This window comes from Paenibacillus taihuensis (assembly GCF_003386535.1).
Classification (GTDB): domain Bacteria; phylum Bacillota; class Bacilli; order Paenibacillales; family Paenibacillaceae; genus Paenibacillus_Z; species Paenibacillus_Z taihuensis.
The window spans coordinates 1-20,019 of record NZ_QTTN01000061.1 but is presented as its reverse complement, the minus strand read 5'-3'; the positions used below and the strand labels follow the sequence as shown (position 1 = coordinate 20,019).

The 20,019-nt window shown below is 53.0% G+C and carries 18 protein-coding genes; all 18 read right to left on the bottom strand.

Annotated features, from left to right (window positions below):
• Nucleotides 1-223: 223 nt before the first annotated feature.
• Nucleotides 224-1,162: a cysteine synthase A gene (cysK, locus tag A8990_RS29430; RefSeq protein WP_116192588.1), complete on the bottom strand. Its 939-nt coding sequence runs from the start codon at nt 1,160-1,162 to the stop codon at nt 224-226.
• 122 nt (nt 1,163-1,284) lie between these two features.
• Nucleotides 1,285-2,247 carry a peptidylprolyl isomerase gene (locus tag A8990_RS29425; RefSeq protein ID WP_116192587.1) on the bottom strand — a complete coding sequence of 321 codons (963 nt, stop codon included), beginning with the start codon at nt 2,245-2,247 and terminating at the stop codon, nt 1,285-1,287.
• Between the two features lie 20 nt (nt 2,248-2,267).
• A complete protein-coding gene (gene hslO / locus A8990_RS29420; protein WP_116192586.1) occupies nt 2,268-3,185 on the bottom strand; it encodes an Hsp33 family molecular chaperone HslO in 918 nt (305 codons plus the stop codon).
• 15 nt (nt 3,186-3,200) lie between these two features.
• Nucleotides 3,201-3,968, bottom strand: coding sequence for a type III pantothenate kinase (locus tag A8990_RS29415; protein WP_116192585.1), 768 nt, complete (start codon nt 3,966-3,968; stop codon nt 3,201-3,203).
• A 4-nt stretch (nt 3,969-3,972) separates the two neighbouring features.
• Entirely contained in the window at nt 3,973-4,863 is an 891-nt protein-coding gene (gene nadC, locus A8990_RS29410; RefSeq protein WP_116192584.1) for a carboxylating nicotinate-nucleotide diphosphorylase, read from the bottom strand.
• Nucleotides 4,856-6,472, bottom strand: coding sequence for an L-aspartate oxidase (gene nadB / locus A8990_RS29405; RefSeq protein ID WP_116192583.1), 1,617 nt, complete (start codon nt 6,470-6,472; stop codon nt 4,856-4,858). Before nadB ends, nadC begins: the two co-directional genes overlap by 8 nt.
• Before the next feature lie 49 nt (nt 6,473-6,521).
• Nucleotides 6,522-7,460 (bottom strand): quinolinate synthase NadA, encoded by a 939-nt coding sequence (gene nadA / locus A8990_RS29400; protein WP_116192582.1) that lies wholly within the window; start codon nt 7,458-7,460, stop codon nt 6,522-6,524.
• Between the two features lie 371 nt (nt 7,461-7,831).
• Nucleotides 7,832-9,862, bottom strand: coding sequence for an ATP-dependent zinc metalloprotease FtsH (gene ftsH / locus A8990_RS29395; RefSeq protein ID WP_116192581.1), 2,031 nt, complete (start codon nt 9,860-9,862; stop codon nt 7,832-7,834).
• Nucleotides 9,863-9,968: 106 nt separating this feature from the next.
• On the bottom strand, nt 9,969-10,508 hold the full coding sequence (hpt, locus tag A8990_RS29390; protein ID WP_116192580.1) for a hypoxanthine phosphoribosyltransferase: 540 nt from the start codon (nt 10,506-10,508) through the stop codon (nt 9,969-9,971).
• Between the two features lie 79 nt (nt 10,509-10,587).
• Nucleotides 10,588-12,030 carry a tRNA lysidine(34) synthetase TilS gene (tilS, locus tag A8990_RS29385; RefSeq protein WP_116192579.1) on the bottom strand — a complete coding sequence of 481 codons (1,443 nt, stop codon included), beginning with the start codon at nt 12,028-12,030 and terminating at the stop codon, nt 10,588-10,590.
• Nucleotides 12,031-12,049: 19 nt separating this feature from the next.
• Nucleotides 12,050-12,988 (bottom strand): protein kinase domain-containing protein, encoded by a 939-nt coding sequence (locus A8990_RS29380; RefSeq protein ID WP_116192578.1) that lies wholly within the window; start codon nt 12,986-12,988, stop codon nt 12,050-12,052.
• The gene (locus tag A8990_RS29375) at nt 12,972-13,697 is read right to left on the bottom strand and encodes a vWA domain-containing protein (RefSeq protein ID WP_116192577.1); all 726 of its coding nucleotides are present in this window, start codon (nt 13,695-13,697) and stop codon (nt 12,972-12,974) included. Before A8990_RS29375 ends, A8990_RS29380 begins: the two co-directional genes overlap by 17 nt.
• A 141-nt stretch (nt 13,698-13,838) precedes the next feature.
• On the bottom strand, nt 13,839-14,081 hold the full coding sequence (locus A8990_RS29370; RefSeq protein WP_147306895.1) for a hypothetical protein: 243 nt from the start codon (nt 14,079-14,081) through the stop codon (nt 13,839-13,841).
• A gap of 87 nt (nt 14,082-14,168) precedes the next feature.
• On the bottom strand, nt 14,169-16,676 hold the full coding sequence (gene spoIIE / locus A8990_RS29365; protein WP_116192575.1) for a stage II sporulation protein E: 2,508 nt from the start codon (nt 16,674-16,676) through the stop codon (nt 14,169-14,171).
• 762 nt (nt 16,677-17,438) lie between these two features.
• Nucleotides 17,439-17,984: a S1 domain-containing RNA-binding protein gene (locus A8990_RS29360; protein ID WP_116192574.1), complete on the bottom strand. Its 546-nt coding sequence runs from the start codon at nt 17,982-17,984 to the stop codon at nt 17,439-17,441.
• Nucleotides 17,985-18,161: 177 nt separating this feature from the next.
• Complete coding sequence (locus tag A8990_RS29355) at nt 18,162-18,491, bottom strand: FtsB family cell division protein (RefSeq protein ID WP_116192573.1); 330 nt, start codon at nt 18,489-18,491, stop codon at nt 18,162-18,164.
• 29 nt (nt 18,492-18,520) lie between these two features.
• Nucleotides 18,521-19,183, bottom strand: coding sequence for a spore cortex biosynthesis protein YabQ (yabQ, locus tag A8990_RS29350; protein WP_245996293.1), 663 nt, complete (start codon nt 19,181-19,183; stop codon nt 18,521-18,523).
• Complete coding sequence (yabP, locus tag A8990_RS29345) at nt 19,180-19,467, bottom strand: sporulation protein YabP (RefSeq protein WP_116192572.1); 288 nt, start codon at nt 19,465-19,467, stop codon at nt 19,180-19,182. Before yabP ends, yabQ begins: the two co-directional genes overlap by 4 nt.
• Between the last annotated feature and the right edge of the window lie 552 nt (nt 19,468-20,019).

The following is a 20,019-nucleotide window of genomic DNA, read 5'->3' as shown; positions in this document are numbered from 1 at the left end:
ACCGATCATAAGAGCACCGTTCCGTGGTGCTCTTGGTTTGGAAGCTAGTATACCGAAATTGCACGAAAAAGGAAAGGACCCCTTACCTGCGGATGCCTTTGGTTACACCACTGCCGCCAGACTCTAGCTATCCCAATCCATAAAGAAAGAAAGTCCCCCGATCGGCGATCGATCAGGAGACCTTCTCTTCTTCCATATCATCAGGCTGCTGACAGCCTTATCATTAGTTCTCGAAGTTGAACAGCGGCGTGGACAGGTAACGTTCACCGTTCGATGGAACGATCGCAACGACACGCTTGCCTTTGCCAAGCTCTTTCGCTACTTTGAGTGCTGCGAAGATCGCTGCACCGGAAGAAATACCGCAGAGGATCCCTTCTTCTTTCGCCGCACGACGAGCGGTTTCGAACGCTTCCTCATTCTCGATCGTGATCACTTGATCATAGATCTCACGGTTCAGAATGTCCGGAATGAAGTTCGCACCGATACCTTGGATCTTGTGGCCGCCTGGGCTGCCGCCAGAGAGAAGCGGAGAAGCTGCTGGCTCAACCGCTACGACTTTAATGCCCGGGAAGTTCTGCTTCAGAATTTCGCCAGCACCGGAAATCGTACCGCCTGTACCGATACCTGCCACGAATGCATCCAGCTTGCCATCAAGCGAGTTGATCGCTTCAACGATCTCTGGACCAGTCGTTTCGCGGTGAATCTTCACGTTGGCTTGGTTCTTGAATTGTTGCGGAATAAAGTAGTTCGGATTCTGTGCAGCCAGTTCTTCTGCACGGCGAACTGCACCGTTCATGCCTTCAGCCCCTGGCGTAAGCACGAGATCAGCACCATAAGCGCGAAGCAGGTTGCGACGCTCAACGCTCATTGTTTCCGGCATAACGAGAATCGATTTATATCCTTTAGCAGCAGCAACCATTGCAAGGCCGATACCTGTGTTACCGCTTGTTGGTTCAACGATTGTGTCGCCTGGCTTCAGAACGCCCTCTTGCTCAGCAACCTCAATCATGCTGATTGCGATACGGTCCTTAACGCTTGCACCTGGGTTCTGATACTCCAATTTCACGTAAACTTCCGCGCTGTCCTCCGGTACCAAACGGTTCAAACGAACAAGCGGTGTATCCCCAATAAGCTCAGTCACGCTTTGTACAATTCTAGCCATGATTTTTGCTCCTCCTTATTCCGACTAAATCAGTTGGTATTAATTCCATAATAGCAACGAAACCCAGTAGTTGTCAATAGCCCGGATCGTTCAAAAGTCCTTATCGTGTCCATAAGAAATGATTATGGCTGCACGGTCTTGGCGTCATATTTCTGAAGCAGCTGGTCCTCGAATGAACGTAGCCCATTCAGCTTGGACAATGCAATATCTCTCCGCGCTTGATCCCGCTGACGGCTGTTGCTCATTTCCTTTTCGGTCTTCTTCTCCAGCAGCTGAATAATCGCTTGACCCAAATCGACTGTAATCGGACCGGTCACTCCACCTACGCTTAGCCCGCCAGCCGCTTCAAGCATAGCCTGATCGGCAAAAGGATCATCGGCATCGATATAGCCAAGGTCGCCGCCATTCTCCGACGTATCCGAATCAATCGAGTACGTGCGAGCCATCAGCGCAAAATCTTCACCGTCAGACAGCTTGTCCAACACCTCATCCGCCGTCTTGCGGTCCGGGACCACAATCCAGGCCAAGTGCAGCTGTGTCCGCGCGGAATACTGCTCCTTATTATCCGCTATGTAAGCATCAATCTCCGCATCGGTGACGTCTACAGATCGAACAGCCACCTTGTCCAGCAGCAGCCTGTACTTCGCATCATCATGGACACCTTCCCGCGTTAGGCCAAGCTGCTCCTTCATGGCATCATAATACTGCTGTTCACTCTCGTAACCGGCCATCATAATCGACAGCTCATCATCAATTTCCTCTTCGGTCACTTGCAGCCCGTAGGCATCCGCTTCTAGCCGAGTAGCCGCACGTACCATGAGTGTCCGCAGCAGCTGGTCGCCATATTGCAATCGAAGCTGTTCATTCAGCTGCTTCTCCGTAATCCGCTCGCTGCCCACTGTCGCCGCGATCGGCTCTTCTGCCGAAGGCGGTGTATTCCCCTGTTGCTGGAGACCGTCAATATCTGTCTGCGGAGCTGCCTTCGGCGGGAGCAATACCCGGAATACGACGAGTATAGCCATTATAATCATACATACAGCCTGAAGCAGCACGATGCTCCTCAGTACCCGGTCCTTCTTCAACATTTGCGCTTAACGCCTTTCGATTATTGAATCGGTTTCGGCTTTGCTTGTTCGAGCAGCATCTCCATCTGAGAACGGTCAAACGTATACGTCTCGTTGCAGAAATGGCATACGACTTCGGCTTGGCCATCTTCTTCGATCAGCTGGCGAATCTCGTGTTCGCCCATGCTGATCAGCGTCCGCTCGACACGCTCTTTGGAGCATTGGCATTGGAATACGATGCTCAGCTCATCCATCAGCTGCATATCATCGCCCACGACATGACGAAGTAATTCTTCCGGCGCCTCGCCTTGGCTAAGCAGCGAAGAAATCGGCGGCAACGCAGAGATCGCCTGCTCAAGCTTCAAGAGATCCTCATCTGTAATACCTGGCAGCACCTGCACGATAAAACCGCCTGCGCTAATAACTGTGCCGTATTCGTCTACGAGCACGCTCAGACCAACAACCGAAGGCGTCTGTTCCGACTTGGCAAAATAGTACGTAAAGTCTTCCGCTAGCTCGCCCGACACAATCGGAGTGCTGCCGCGGTACGGCTCCTTAAGACCTAAGTCTTTGACGATGTGAATGTAGCCTTCGCGTCCAACAGCGCCTGCAACGTCCAGCTTGCCAAGTGCATTACTAGGTAGCTGCACCTGTGGGTTGTCGACATAACCACGCACTTCGCCATCGGCATTCGCATCGACGACAATTGCGCCCACAGGTCCGTCACCTTTGACTTGAATGGTAAGCTTCTCTTTGCCCTTCAGCATCGCGCCCATCATTGCGCCTGCAGTCGCAGTACGGCCGAGCGCAGCTGTTGTCGTCGGCAGTGTATTATGACGCTTACGCAGCTCCTCTACCAATTTAGTCGTTCTCACTGCAAAAACACGCAGCTGGCCGTTCCAAGCGGTGCCGCGCACCAAATAATCATGTGTTACTGCTGTATCATTTGTTCCTGTCATGAGCAAATCCTCTTTCTATTCTTGATTGCGTTCGTATATAATGCGCAGTCCTTCCAGCGTCAGCAGCGGATCGACTTCTTCAATTGTGTCCGATTCAGCGGCGATCAAGTCAGCTAAGCCGCCGGTTGCGATAACGCGCGGCTTCACGTTAAATTCCTTGCGGATACGTGCGACAATTCCATCCACCTGACCGGCGTAGCCGAAGATAATGCCCGCCTGCATAGAAGTGACCGGATTGCGCCCAATGACGCTTTTCGGCTTCACGAGCTCAATACGCGGCAGCTTCGCCGCTCGTTGATAAAGCGCTTCGGTGGAGATGCCGATGCCCGGCACAATGGCGCCGCCAAGATAATCCCCGGCCACGTCGATGTAATCGAACGTCGTCGCGGTGCCGAAATCAACAATAATGAGCGGTGCGCCGTATTTCTCAATGCCCGCGATGGAGTTGACGATACGGTCCGCTCCAACCTCGCGCGGGTTCTCATAACGAATGTTCAAGCCAGTCTTGATGCCAGGACCTACGATAAGCGGCGATTTGCGCAGATACTTCTGGCAAAGCTGCTCCAAGGTCCGCATCAGCGGCGGCACAACGGAGGAAATGATAACGCCGTCGATCTGGTCCAGCTTCACGCCTGCGATCTGGAACAGGTTATGAATCATAATGCCGTATTCATCTACTGTAGCGGAACGATTCGTGCTCAGCCGCCAGTGATACAGCAGCTTCTTCGCCTCATAGATCCCGAGCACAATGTTCGTATTCCCAACGTCGACAACAACGATCATAAGCTTACGCGCCTCCTTTCTTACCGTTCAAATCAAGACTGATGTCCAGCGATTGGAACGAGTACGTAAGGCCGCCTACCGAGATCACGTCAACACCACACTCCGCAATCCCGCGAATCGTGTTTAGGTTGACGCCTCCAGACGCTTCCACGATCACATGCGGCGAATGCGCTTTGATCCGTTTCACCGCTTCGCGCATCAGGTCGTTCGGCATGTTATCGAGCATAATGATGTCGCTGCCGCACGCGAGCGCTTCTTCCACTTGCTCAAGCGATTCCGTCTCGACTTCAATCTTCATCGTATGCGGAATCGCTTGGCGTGCGGCTTGTACGGCGCCGGTAATGCCGCCGGAGCCTTTAATATGATTGTCCTTAATCATAACGGCATCATATAAGCCGAAACGATGATTATATCCGCCGCCTACACGAACGGCGTATTTCTCCAGCAGCCGATGGCCCGGTGTCGTCTTGCGCGTATCGACAAGGCGCGCAGGCAGCCCCTCGATCGCATTAACGAAATCACGCGTCTTCGTCGCGATGCCAGAAAGGCGCTGCAGTAGATTAAGCGCCAGCCGCTCGCCTGTTAGAATGCTATGCGTGCTGCCTTCAACCTCAGCGAGCACGGTTCCTTTCGTGACGGCATCTCCGTCAGCCGCAAGCGGACGGAACACAAGCGATGGATCGACGACGTCGAACACGAGCGCCGCAATTGGCATGCCCGCTAGAACACCTGTCTCCTTCACATGAATAACCGCCTTCGAGCGGCTGCCCGCCGGAATAGTTGTCCAGCTTGTGATGTCGCCCGTTCCAATGTCCTCAGCAAGCCACGCTTTAATTTGCGCCCGCAGCGCATCTGCACTTCCGCCGCCTACTGCTGCAAGTGTAGCCTCATTCATGATCAATTCTCTCCTCTGTTAAACCATACTCCCGGTGGAGTACCGTGTGCTTGCGCCAGTGCAGGTCATCCCGCTCTGGAAAATCTTCCCGACTGTGCGCCCCGCGGCTCTCTTCACGCGCAAGCGCCGATTGTGCCGTCAGCAGCGCACATGTCAGCAAGTTTGCAAATTCATATTCTTCACGCTTCGTAATGACCGATCCGAAGATCGAGCGAAGCCGTTTCAGCTCGTCCAACCCTTTCAATAGCCCATTCGCATTCCGGCGCAATCCCACATAGCGCACCATCAGCTTCTGCAGCTTCAGCCGCTTCTCGACCGCCGGTTGAATCGGCGTCTCCGTGCGGCCCATTGTTTCCAGGCGCACATGCTCATGGCCTTCGAGCGGCGTCAGTGCATTGATACGCTCGACGATGCGGCGGCCGAATACAATCGCTTCCGAGAGCGAATTGCTGGCCAGCCGATTAGCGCCGTGCACGCCCGTGGACGAGCATTCGCCACACGCGAATAGACGCGCAAGGTTCGTCTCGCCATTCAGATCTGTTTTGACCCCGCCCATCATATAATGCGCCGCAGGCGCGACTGGAATCCAATCTGTCGTTAGATCGAGACCGTAATTGAGGCAGAATTCATAAATATTCGGGAAGCGATGCTTCACCATATCCGCTGACTCATGCGTAATATCGAGATAGACGAAGGTCGACTTCGTCGCCTCGATTTCGGATAAGATGGCACGCGCAACGACGTCGCGCGGAGCAAGCTCAAGCTGCTCATGGTACTTCTCCATAAACCGCTCGCCTCTAATATTACGCAGAATAGCGCCTTCACCGCGAACCGCCTCTGAGATCAGGAAGCGCGGCGCGCCTGGATAGCAGAGAGAAGTTGGATGGAACTGAATAAACTCGACATCTTGTATGTAAGCACCAGCCCGGTATGCCATCGCGATGCCGTCAGCAGTAGCGACTTCCGGGTTCGTTGTGTAACGGTAGAGCTGCCCTGCACCGCCGGAGCAAAGAATAGTCGCTTTGCCACGCACAAACAGACGCTGTCCGTCAGGCTTCTGCACAAGTGCACCATAGCAAACACCGTTATCGGTAATCAAGTCGATGACAAAATGGTCATCCCACACTTCGATCCGCTCATTCGCGATTGCCTTCTCCGACAATGCCCGGACGATCTCGAAGCCTGTCGCATCGCCGTTTGCATGCAGAATGCGGCGCTGGCTGTGCGCCCCTTCTTTGGTCAACGCGAACTCGCCGTTCTCCTGATCGAATTGGGTGCCCATTCGAATGAGATCCTGTACGCCTTGCGGTCCTTCATGCACGAGCACCTCAACCGCTTCATGCGAACAAAGACCCGCACCGGCAACCAACGTATCTTGACGGTGGTAGGCAGGCGAGTCATCATCTGAGAAAACAGCGGCAATGCCGCCCTGTGCGTAACGTGTATTACTGTCCATAAGGGACTTCTTCGTAATCATAAGGACATCATGCGTCTCGCTCGCTTTAATCGCGGTAAAAAGACCGGCAATGCCGGCCCCGATCACGATGACGTCTTTATGAATGACTGGCAGCCCTTCCAACTGAGTATCTACTAAATAACGTGGAATCATAATGGCAGCTATCCTCTCTGCGTTAGGTGCGGAAAGAGAGTAGCGCATGCTACTTCACTTGTAACATGCGCTCCAGGGATAAACGGGCTTTGCTTGCAACTTCTTCTGGAACATAAATCTGCGGCTGCATCGTTTCCAGACATTTGACAAGCTTCTTCAGGTTGTTTACTTTCATGTTCGGGCAAACCAAGTACTTCGTCGCAAAATGGAACGTCTTGTTCGGGCTGTCGAGACGCAGCTGATAGCCTGTTCCGTCTTCTGTACCGACGATGAATTCCTGGCAATCGGATTCTTTGCAATATTTGATAATAGCGGTTGTACTGCCGACGAAATCGCCAAGCGCCACAACTTCAGGACGGCATTCCGGATGAACGACGAACTGAGCGTTCGGATGCTTCGCTTTCATTTCTTCAACGTCTTTCACAGTCAGCATATCATGCGTATTGCAGTAGCCTTCCCAGATAATCATCTTCTTGTCCGTCTTCTGCTGCACGTAGTGGCCGAGGTTCTTATCCGGCACCCAGATGATTTCATCGGAATCAACCGAGTTCACAACGCGAACCGCATTCGCCGAAGTACAGCAAATATCCGTCTCAGCCTTGATCTCAGCCGACGAGTTAATGTACGTAACAACCTTCGCGTTCGGGTGCTGCGCCTTCAGCTTGCGCAAGCCGTCAACGTTGACCATGTCCGCCATCGGGCAGCCCGCACGCTCATCCGGAATGATAACCGTCTTGTTCGGTGCCAATATCTTCGCGCTTTCGCCCATAAAATGAACACCGCAGAACACGATGACATCCGCATCTGTTTCAGCCGCTTTCTGTGCCAGCAGGAACGAGTCGCCGCGGAAATCCGCGACCTCTTGAATTTCATCACGCTGATAATAATGTGCGAGAATAATTGCGTTACGCTCTTTCTTCAGCTGCATCAAACGTTCCCGGAGTTCGCGGTTTTGTTCCGCCTTCCGCTCGAGAGCCAATGCTTCCATGGTTCAATTCCCCTCTTTTCACTAACTTTGTGAACAGATGCACAAACTACGTTGTTCGTTCACCTTATTTATCGAGAATAACAGTAAACCTGCATGGCGTTCTTCTGTAGCTTTCCATGCGCTCTGTCCCTTGATTCGTGGTTACTTTATAAGTAATTAACATTTAATTTACACAAGGTAGGTTATGCTGTCAACCAACGGTAATCGGCTTCTCGCCCGCCTCTAGCGGCAAAAGCCGCTGTTTCTTGGTGAATTGGGGGCCATGGAGGACGAAACCTATCCTTTTCGTAAATTTTCGCATAAACAGCCCTTTTTCATTAAAAAAGGCTGCCCGCTCAGTTTCCTGTATGCGGACAGCCCTTATTTCATTATTATGCTTGTGGCGGTGTTCCGTTGCCATCATCGTCATTGCCGTTGTCCGAATCGAGCGGCGGAGGTGTAATCTCGCCAGCTTCCTTCGAGCCAATGCGTACCTTCACGCCGCCGATTGTATCGATAATCGGTTCAGCTTTAGGTTCCGCCGTCACAGCGGACGAAGTGCTGCTCTCACCCTCGCCGCCTGCCGCAGAACCGCTCTCAATGAGGCGTTTGATCTGTTCAAGCTCGAGTGTTTCTTCAGTGAGGAGCGTCTGCGCGATAAGATGCATCTCTTTGCTTTTCTCCGTGAGAACCTGCTTCGCACGCGCATAACAGGATTGGATAATGCTCTGCATCTCTTGATCAATCTCGTATGCGATCGAATCGGAATAATTCTGCTCATGTCCGATATCGCGGCCGAGGAACACTTGACCTTGCGAGCTGCTGCCGAACTGCATGGGTCCAAGCTTGTCGCTCATGCCGTATTCCATAATCATGGCACGGACGATGCTCGTCGCTTGTTTGAAGTCGCTGTAAGCGCCAGTACCGATTTCGCCGATGTAAATTTCCTCGGCAACGCGGCCAGCAAGGAGGCCTGTTACTTTATCGAGCAATTCCTGCTTCGTCGTCAGCATGCGGTCGCCATCTTTAGGAAGCATGATAACGTATCCGCCTGCGCGCCCGCGCGGGATGATCGTAACTTTGTGTACTTGGTCGGCGTGCTCCAGGAAGTAGCCCGCAATCGTGTGGCCTGCTTCATGGTAAGCGACGATCCGCTTCTCGCGGTCGCTGATCACGCGGCTGCGTTTCTCCGTACCGACGATTACGCGGTCGATCGCTTCATCAACCTCGACCATGGCAATGTCTTTCTTGTTGCGGCGAGCGGCGAGAAGGGCTGCTTCGTTCAGCAGGTTCTCGAGATCCGCGCCCGTAAAGCCAGTTGTACGCTTTGCGATAACATCGAGCTTCACGTCTTTGGCAAGCGGCTTGTTGCGAGCGTGTACTTTCAGTACCGCTTCGCGGCCTTTCACGTCTGGACGGTCAACCGTAATTTGACGGTCGAAACGGCCTGGACGGAGCAAGGCAGGGTCAAGAATGTCAGGGCGGTTCGTAGCTGCGACGATGATGATCCCTTCGTTCGCGCCGAAGCCGTCCATTTCAACGAGGAGTTGGTTGAGCGTCTGTTCGCGCTCATCGTGCCCGCCGCCGAGACCGGCGCCGCGCTGACGGCCAACTGCATCGATCTCATCGATGAAGATAATACATGGCGCGTTCTTCTTCGCATTCTCGAACAAGTCACGAACACGGGAAGCACCGACACCGACGAACATCTCTACGAAGTCCGAACCGGAAATGCTGAAGAACGGAACGCCTGCTTCGCCTGCAACCGCACGCGCAAGCAATGTTTTACCGGTACCCGGAGGTCCGTTCAGCAATACCCCTTTCGGAATACGTGCGCCAACGGCTGCGAATTTGCGTGGATCCTTCAAGAATTCGACAACTTCAACGAGCTCTTGCTTCTCTTCGTCTGCGCCCGCAACGTCCTCGAACGTTACGCGCTTCTTCTCTTCATTATAGAGACGGGCACGGCTCTTGCCGAAGTTCATCACTTTGCCGCCGCCGCCCTGTGCCTGATTGATCAGGAAGAAGAACAGAATGAAGATAATCACGAACGGTATGATCGACGTCAGGAAGGTGAGCCAGATGCTTTGGCCTTCCATCGGCTTAACATCCATGGTAAATCCATTCTTGGCCTGCGCGTCGTTAATTTCTTTAACGACAAATTCCTCAACGCTGGTATGTGTATAGAACTGGGCTGAATCTGCTTTATCCGGTTTGTTCTTGTATTCACCGGTGATCAGATAGGAGTAATTATCAAATTGCAGCTCCAGCTGTTTGATGTTGTCAGCCGCCAGCTCTTTTCTAAATTGGTCGTAAGTGATTTCACTTGTGGAGTCATTTTGGCTGCTAATAAATTGGAAGATCCCGACGGTCACCAAAAAAATAATCAAATAAAAGCCAGTATTACGGATGATCCGATTCATCCCCTACCTCCTCTCGAGACGCGAAAAAATAAGATGACCCCGCACGAGAGGCCCCCCACTATAAGAAGGAGCCCGTCATGCATGGCGAGCCTGCAGTCCTTGCGATTTACTTCTCGTAAACCTCGGGCTTTAAGATGCCGATAATCGGCAAATTGCGGTATTTCTCCGCATAATCCAGCCCGTAGCCGACGACGAATGCGTCCGGCAGAACAAACCCTTTATGGTCCGCTTCCAGCTCCACTTTGCGGCCTGACGGCTTATCAAACAACGTCACGAGCGTAATGGACTTGGAATTGCGGCGCTCCAGCACATCAATGAGGTAACTGAGCGTCAGTCCGCTGTCGATAATATCTTCGACAATGATGACATCACGGCCCTGCACCGATGTGTCAAGGTCCTTGATGATCTTCACTACTCCGCTTGTCTTGGTCGATGCACCATAACTCGATACGGCCATAAAGTCCATTTCCAGCGGGATCGTAATCGTCTTGACCAGATCAGCCATAAAAATAAATGCGCCTTTAAGCACGCAGATAACGAGCGGGTTGCGACCTTCAAACTCACGGCTGAGCGTGTCTCCAAGCTCTTGAACCTTCTGCTGAATTTGGTTTGCGTCGTAAAGCACTTCTTGAATGTCGTTCAGCAAACTAAGGGACCTCCTAAATGTATCTTGCCTATACTATGAATGGATTGCAGCATCTTATTCAAGGGCGCCGGCATGAAGCTTACGGCAATTCCGCCGCCTGCCGCATTGTCATGCGAATCACACGGCTTGTCGTTGCTTGCACCTGCGCATGTCTTGATCTTCGAATGCCCGGTATCCAAAGCACGAAACCATTGGCGTCGATAACGAGCGGCAGCACATCACGGCGTGACGGTGCGACGCGTTCATCAACGAACATATCTTGTACCTTTTTGGTACCATTTAAACCAAGCACTTGCATTCGGTCACCCGGGATGCGATTTCGTACCGTGAGCGGGTACTGAAGAGCCTCGGCGTCGAACAACGCTTCCAGCCGGCTGCCTGGCATAGAAGCCTCGGATGCAGCCATTTCTTCAAAGGCAAGCTCCGCCTCTGCCTCGAGCAGATTAAGCATGGCTGTGCCTTCCGGGACAACATATGCATATCCGCTTTGCCGGGATGTCATCCCAGGCCGTTCCTGGCGGATAAAGACGAGATTGTCATACTCACGCAGAAACCTTGCACCGCCGCCTACATCGAAGCTCCACGTTGATGCTGCGCCATCTGCGGCTGCAAGCCTAATCGTTTCTACGCTATCGAATGAAGTGGTTTCCGTTTCCAAGCCAATATAACTCAATATTAGTTTAATCAATCTCCTTTGTAAAGCGACATGCAAGCCAAGCAGCGCTTTGCGGTTTAATTGGCATCCATCGTGCTGCTTTGTCGTATAGCGCTCAAAAACCGCCTTTGTTTCCTGCTCCAGCCAATCGTCTTCGGCCGATGCAAGTTCCGACAGCCGCACGAGCGACTGCGCGATCTGGGGGTTAAATGATGCCAAATACGGCAGTACCTCCAAACGGACGACGTTGCGAGTATAGTACTTCTGTCCGTTGCTGCTATCCTGGCTGTAAGGCACCGCCCACTGTTCACAGTAACGCAGGATGTCTGCCTTGTATGTACGCAAAAGAGGGCGAATAAGTTCCACGTTTTTTTCGGATCGTTTCATCGCCATGCCGGCAAGCCCTCCAGGGCCCGTTCCGCGCAGCAGGCGCATGAGCACCGTCTCTGCCTGATCATCAGCATGGTGGGCGAGCGCAATGCACGCTGCCCCATAATTAGCGGCCACTTCATGCAAGAACGCATAGCGCTTCTCACGCGCCGCCGCCTGTGCGTTCATTCGTGTTTCTTCTATATAAGCAGGCAAATCGAATCGTACCGTTTGGCAAGCAATGCCAAGCGCTGCCGCATATTGCCGGACGGACTCGGCTTCCCGCGCCGACTCCTCCCCGCGAAAGCCGTGGTCGACATGCGCGGCCACCAGCGTGAGGCGCTCGGGTCCGGCGAGCCGGTGAAGCATATGGAGCAGCGCCATCGAATCCGGCCCGCCGGATACGGCGGCAACGACCGTATCGCCCGGTCGCCATAGCTGCTCCTGCCGGGCTAATGCGAGCAGATCGCTCAGCCAATCGTCCACGCCTAACCTCATCCTCTCTCTTCTCTCTCCCTTACGAAGCTGTACGAAGCAGCAAGTAGATTGTCGTTGCGAGCACCGCGGCGGACAAGGCGAACAAGCCCTTCAGCCAGCGCGGTGCAGGCGCTGACGCCTTAGACGGAGCGCCGGACTTGTGCATCCACTGCTGCCAGGCGGCTGCAGCTTCACGGGCGCTCGCGAACTCGCCGTAGAGCGCCTTGCGCAGCCAGCCGCTCAGCGGCTTCAATGCAGCGCTCGTCGCCGCGAGCTTCGCCAGCTCATCCGGCGTCCGTGTCTGCGGCAGCAGCCCGGACGACAGCTGCGCCAATCGGCGCCCCTCCTGCAGCTTCAGGCAGAGGACGGCAAAGGAGAACAGATCATAGCGCGCGTCTGAGATGCGAGTACCCGCATTCCAATACCCGCGGTCGTAGATCTCCGTGAATTGCCGCACTCCTTTGCCGAATGCCGTTGCACCGCCATAGTCGACTAGCTCCGGACGGCCATAATCGGCGACCAGCACGTTCTCGACCTTCAGATCGCCGAACGACCAGCCCGCTTCATGCAGCTCCGCCAGCTTGCCAAGCAGATTATAGAGCACAACGGGGAACCATTCCTTGCCTTGCGACTGCAGGTAGTCCGAAAGCGTCTTCCCTTTAATATAACGCATTACATAGAAAGGATATTCCTTTCCGTCTGCAGCGCGGTAATCATCGACATCGACAAGGAAGAGGCCCGGCTTCGCGCCTCGCTTCTCTTTCTGCTTATAAATCGACTGCAGCACATTGACTTCGGACTGCAAATCCACGGCATCGGACCCCAGCTTCAGCGCATAGTAATACTTCGCTCGCTCGACCAAGAACACTTTCCCATTGGCGCCTTCACCCAGCATACGTTCAACGCGGTAGCTGCCTTGCTTCCACTTGCCGCTAATGATCGAACCGCGAGGAAGGCTCCATTCAAACGACGTAGTCACTCATCATCCCGTCCGTTCCATCATTCTTCCTATTACCATAATCGGCTTTTTGGTAAAAATCAATGACATGCAATAGCGCCGGACCGGTCGGCGTCGTGCCGCGCATCTGCAACCGCGGGAAAATCGAGTGGATACCGCTGATGTTACTCGTCCAGTCGAGGTCGAGCATGCAATCCTCGCCATAGGCCGAGCCTGGAAAATGGAACACGGCCAGCTCGCTGCTGCCTTGCCGCGAAGACAAGCTAATCGCCAAATCGCGGATCGCTTCCTCCACCGCCGCAAGCTTCGGCTTCATGCTCGCGCTCGCATCGATCAAGAGCGCTACCTTCAGCTTCGCCGTCTCGGTCAAATCGTCGATGACTCGGACCACTTCGCCGCGTTTCTCCGGCGGCAGCTCTTCAATCGACGTATTCCCGAGCACCTGCTTCAGCTCCCGGGACACCGCTTGCTGAATCGTCTGCACGACTGTCTTGCGCGTCATCATCTGCACCGTCTGCGACAGCTGACGTGTATGGGATAACCGGCTTAATCCTCCGCCTGCACGGGCAATCTCCTCAATCTCCGATGAGCCGAACTCGCCTAGATCTCCATGATCAATTACCCCTACAACGTTCACTGTAATCTGGGCAGCATACGCCTGCGCTGCTGCCACAACCGGACTTACTCCGACGTTGGAGCAGCCGTCCGTCACCAATAAAATTTGCCTCATTGTTCATACCTCCAAAACCTTGGAATCTACTGCTAGTACTAGCTCTATCAGCATTTCCATTTTTGAGAGGCGATAACCCTTTTATAAAACGCAAAAAAGCCTGCCGCGCGCGCCGGGCAGGCTTTCTTCTATTCTCTTCTATTATTGGTCATTCACCAGGGAGGGTCTTCGCTTATCTTGCTGGGAGCGGCTAATTCGCTTGCGTGCTCTACGGTCTAACATCGGCTCTGCGACAATCGTTCCCCCCGCAAGCTTATGAGCTTCCTCCTCTGCCACTCGCTCAGGGACGTTCACCTCTAGCACACGCTTGCGATCATTCACTTCTAACATACGCTTACGGTCATCCACCTCTAGCATACGTTTACGATCATCCACTTCTAGCACACGCTTCCGAGTACTCCGTTCTTGCGATCCAGGCTTGCTTGCTCTAGCTACAACTATAGCGCTAACATTAGTATATTTACTCATCAGTCAGCTCACCGTCCTTGGACGCTCGACCGTAGTTCTCCCCGGCCAGCGGAATGTAGCCCACTCGGGCTGATGTTTATCCACCTTCGCGACGACAACCGTCATATCATCCACAATGTCGCCTTTGTGGTACCGCACTACAGTATCCAGCAGCGCGTCCGCTATCTCCTGCGGCTGATCGGACCTGATCTCCTGGATCACCCGTTTCATCCACATTTCCTTATTCACCGCATGGCCCGGAGCATCATAGATGCCATCGGTCATCATTATGAGCGTATCACCCGGGTGAAGCTGCACGCGGATCAAGTCTATGTCAATGTCCTGCAATATTCCTACCGGCAAATTGTTGGCCGTGATCGGGATCACTTCGTTACCGCGCTTGATGAAGCTCGGCGTTGACCCGATTTTCATAAAAGTCGTCTTCGCACTGTACATGTCGATGAGCGCTACATCGACTGTCGCGAACACTTCGTCCGATGAACGAAGCAGCAGGACGGAATTAACCGACTTGATCGCCAGCTTCTCATCCATACCCGACTGCAGCAGCTGCTGCAAAATGGTCAAAGCGGTACTGCTCTCCTGCTTGGCCCGCTCGCCATTGCCCATTCCATCGCTGATCGCGACAGCAAACTTGCCATTGCCCAGCTCCACGGTGCTGAAGCTGTCTCCCGACAGCAAATCACCACCCTTGGCGAGACCGGCGACGCCAGTCTCCACCTCATACGCTTTGGCCGTGCCGAAGACGACGATGGCTGCGCCCTTCTCCGGATACTGCTCCGACATGACGGTGATCGGTTCACCTAGTACATCAGAGAGCATAGGTGCTATGATTTTCCGGCATTCGTCATAGCCCCGGCCGAACGTATGGTACACTTCGATTTCGACGTTCCCCTCCTCCAGACTAATAATTTCAATTCCTTGTATCGATAAACCGAGCCCCTCGAGCGCCTCCCGGATTTGTTCTTCCTGCATGTGCAGCTGCTGTCCTTCCCGCTTGATCTCACGAGCCAGGTCTTCCATGACCTGAGAGACGCCAAAGAGCTGCTCGGCGACGAGCTGACGCGATTCGTTAAGCTGCCGCCTCCAATGTTGGTCGTTCTGATACACTTCATGCTGCTGAAGCATGACGCTTAATACCTGCGGCGTCTTAATGCAATGCGTGCTCCACTCGCGCGGTACCTCCTTCGGCGTGGTGCGCCGTCCTTCCTGGACCGCGGTCATCATGCCCGTCATCATTTTGTACGTTTCATAAAATTTCCCCTCCCAGCATAGTTCCCTCCGATGGCAGGAGCTGCAAGTGCGGTCAGCCACGATGTTCATGAAATGATTGACCACTTCTTCCCGCTTCTCCTTCTCATCCGTGGTGCCCCTCTCATCGACATTGCCGAACTGCCCGAAGCTCCGGGACAGCTGGCGAAACACCTCCGAGAACTGGGAGACACGCTGCGCCGTGACATCCCGCACCCTTCTTGCATATTCATGCTGCGATTTGACATGCTCCTGTGTGCCAGGCACATATTTGGATATAACACGAATCATCGATTTCGGTGTCAGCATGAGCATGATCGCCGCAATGACTGACTCCCAAGTAGAAGCCATCACATCCGTCTGATTGCCGACGTAGATAGTGAGAATGGAGGAGCCAAGCAGCATCCCGAAGGCAACTGCAGCTTTGCCGCCCTCCCGCAGCAGACCTGCCAGCAAGCCTGCGAAAGCGAGCAAGCTCATCTGTACAATCGCGCTCGTATCGGCGAGGCTCAGGATGAGCCCAGCGACGACGCCGACGGAAGCGCCAAGCGGTGCACCGCCAACGAGTGCGAAGAGCAGCAGCATGTACCGCGACAGAACGTGCTCAATGGACAAGCCACCTGCGAACCAGCCGACAGCCCCGGTCATAATCGAGGCAAGCATGATCATGAGGCAGATAATTTCTTCGTTCTTGAGCGCGGACGTCTTCTTCGTTAACGTCAGGACCGGAATCGCTTGGACGAACACGAGCGTAAGCACGAAGCCGAGCGATGCTTCTACGCCAACCATCATCAGTTCGTACCAGCCCAGCTTGTCCGCAATGACGTTGTCGAACAGCCTGACCAGCATCGTAGAGAGGAAGACGAGCAGCGGCGCATAGGAGAGTTCCGCCCTCTCGTATGCCTCCAGTCCTCGCAGCAGCAGATATACGACGGCGACCTCCATAGCGATCCACATCGGCTCCGGCGCGACGGCCAGCCAGCTGCCTGCAATGATGGATAATGCGACAGGCAAGATCATATCTCGCCTTAGAAAATAAATAACGGTGAAGTAAGCAACTGCGAATGGAGTGAGTGACTCCAGGATCACTGCCCGGCCTAAAAGGAAGCCGACGGCCATTAAGACGAATGTCCACTTGCGTGATGTAATCATTCCGGCCAAGCGAAGCAGCCCTGTACGCTCAAGCCCCTTATGAAGGGCTGATTGAACGAAGTTTTTGGGGCGTACACCGGGAAACATAACAACCTTAGGTTTGTCCACCATGCGGCAATGACACCAGCCTTTCCAGAAAAATTAGTGTAGCCCCATTATGGAGCACCTGCCTTGCGAAAGTTTGTCAGAAAGCGTTGCCAACCTAAAAGTTTTTTCCGACAATTCGTGTACGGTGGGCGGTCATTTGTCAGTTGCAGCGCGCACCAGTGCCAGCAAGGGAATGACTGCTTTATGGCAGCTGACATGCGCCATCCATTCAACAAATTCTGTTGCCGCAATTGGCGCGGCGCTTGGCGAATCGCCGTCCAAACCTGTCGGGATTGAGTGAGAACGGGGGAAAAGTTTTTTGCGTGGGCGGGTATATTTATGAGATGGACTGCATAGAAAGGGTTGAAACGGCTCTGGAATGTCCATTAATTCGGTCGTTTCCGGCTATCAAGCTCTCGGAGGGTTCATAATGATCGGTGGAAAGTGGTGGTGCGTGCTCCATAAACGTCGAAACCGCCGCACCTGCGCCTCGGCTTTATTAGCTACAGTGGATTTATCCAATATAGAATTAATTAGACAGCCCTAATTGCAATCTATAGTGGAAAAATACATTCATTTCTGCTTAAAATCAGCCTTTTTAGCCCTTTCAGCCCAAAATGAGTGGAAAAATCCATTATAGCCCCCGAGAAGCTGCCGTTTTGGAGAAAATGAGTGAATTTATCCAATATAGAGGCGACTCTGCCTTCCCTCGTTCTTGTGCTGGTCGCACATTTGCGCAAAAAAAGGCAGTGTCCTAAGACACTGCCTTCGTCGACGTTCTATAAATTAATCGCGCTTGGCGCCACGGCCACCGCGTTTCGATTCCGTGTTCTTCTTCAAGGAAGACATACGCTCTTCACTGTCTTTCAGGAAGCGCGACACTTTATCCTCGAAAGATGGTTTACCGAATCCAGGTTTACCGCCGCCAGCTTTGTTGAACGGACGTCCGCCGCCGCCACCGCCGCCTTGACGATTAAAACCACCGCCGCCGCCGCTCGGTCCGCGATCTCCGCTTGGTCCGCCAGTACGGCCGCCAAAGCCACCTGGTCCGCGATCTCCGCTGCGTTCACGCTGAGGAGGTGCAGAGCCTTCTGGACGATCGACTGCCTGTTTAATGGAAAGTCCGATTTTTCCGTCTTTGTCTACGTTAATGACCTTGACTGTGACGACATCGTCAATCTTCAGATGGTCCTTAACATCCTTGACGTAGTTATCGGCAATCTCTGAGATGTGAACTAGCCCTGTGACACCTCCCGACAAATCGACGAATGCTCCGAAATGCGTAATGCCTGTCACCTTGCCCTCTAACTTGGCGCCCACTTCAATTGCCATAGATAAAAATGTTCCTCCCTAACCGTTATGCGAAGCTGATTGCTTCGAGTTCTCTCAGCCCCTTAGGCTGCGAGGTAAAAAATAGGATTGTAATCCGTAAAAATGCGGTTACTTAAGGTGATTATACCCGAATGGAAGAAGCAAGGCAACAGACGTATACCCCGGTACAGCGCCCAACTATGGCTGTTTGATGACCTCGATTTGTTTCTCGCCTTTGCCGACCATACCCTGTTCCTTCGTTGCAAGCTGACCAATATACTCCTTGTCACTCAGACGAGTGACTTGCAGTTGCAAGTCTTTCACCTGTTTGGTCGCTTCCTCAATCTGTTTAGATGCATTCGCAAGCTTCGTCTCGGCATCGCCTTGGCGCGAAAGCTGCGTCAGCAATGTATATAACGCCCAGCCCATGAAGAGGGCGACAAATATAAACCAAATTCTCAGCCGACGTTTCGTTCCTGCATAACTAGCAGCGGCGGATGAATTCGAACCTGTATGCGCAATCGCCATTTCATGGACCTCCTGACGTTAATGATTTGTTATTCGTCGTCCTTGTGATCATTATCATTATCGGAATTCGACTTCCAATTCTTAAGACGTTCCCAGAAACGAACTGCACGATCCTTCACCGCAAGAGCACGTTCCTTAAGCCGCCGCTTGGCGATAATTGGATTTACCCGACTTGTCCAATAACGAACCACAGGTTTCCAAATCGGCTTCGTCATCCAAGCAAACAATTTCCAAAAAGGACGAACCAATTGTAACACAATTTTGAATATGAAAATAGTAAATGCCTTCAAAAAAGCTAAAATTACCCTGCTAATTCGATAGAGCAGCAAGAGCGGTTTTATGACAAGCAGCACGAAGGCGCGAATGACAAAATGAATGATCGCCCGCACGGTCCCGATCAGAATATGCGTGAGCTTCATCGTCATTTTGCTGAACAGCCAATAATAGAGTAGGATGCCGATGAGCAAGCCGAGGAATACATAGATTCTGACTTCCCCTTCGTTGCTGGAGGAGAGCACTTGAAACACAACAATTGTCGCAGCGATCCAGTAGAGCAAGTCCAGCACTGGAATCCATATGCGGCTAATCTTCAGCTCGTCCGACACGACCCGATATCCGTCGAAGACGATGCCCATCCCGATCCCAGAGAGCAGCATCGTCGCCATCGTCAGCCATTGTACGCTGAGACTCACTTAAATAACTTCCCGAACAGGCCCTTCGACTTCACGGCCGTATTATTGCCATCCAAGTAGTTGAGCGAGTGCACGAGCCCCTCGATCGCAACAAGCCCTTGCTCAAGGCTAAGATGCTTCATATGCAGATTCTGCCCCCGAATAGCCAAGAAGCCAAGGTCGGTCTCCAGCAGAAATTCTTCATTGTCGAAGCTCTCCACATTGTTGACGCCGGTAATCTCAAGGATCTTGCGGTTAAGCATTTTGATTTCCTGGCGTTTCTGGCCTTTGCCTTGCTCCATCATTGCCCGTCCCCCTCCTATAAGCGGTCCTATTAAGTGTAAACGGCTGTCGCCGTCCTCACGGCTAAAGCTTACGTTTCACGGAGACATTATAGAATTCCATACAAGCAAAGCTTATAAATTCTATAATGTTAACTAAGACTAGCTTATGGGTGCTGGACAGGTTTTAGAACTGCAAGTGACAGCGACTCTAGCGGAAACAATCGAGTAGGCCCATGCGCAATTGCATGGGCCTCTCACAGATCCGGACGTGCGGGTCATCGCATCCGGCTCCTCCATGATTATCCCCGTTGGGGATGAAGGTCTTTTTGGATCGAGGACAAACTACTTAGACCGATTTCTTCAAACCACTTGTTTGGCATCGCATACTGCGCATACGTCGAGTAGGAGCTGCGCCAAGCGGTCATTCGTAACCCCGGCAGTTCTCTATCCCATCCTCGTTTGCGCATCTCTCGATGAAGTTTCCTTATCTTCCTCCAGCTTCGCAGCTGTACCGACCGGAGTCTTCTTCTTATCCAACCATCGAGATCTCGGAATCGTTTGCTCACATTCCCC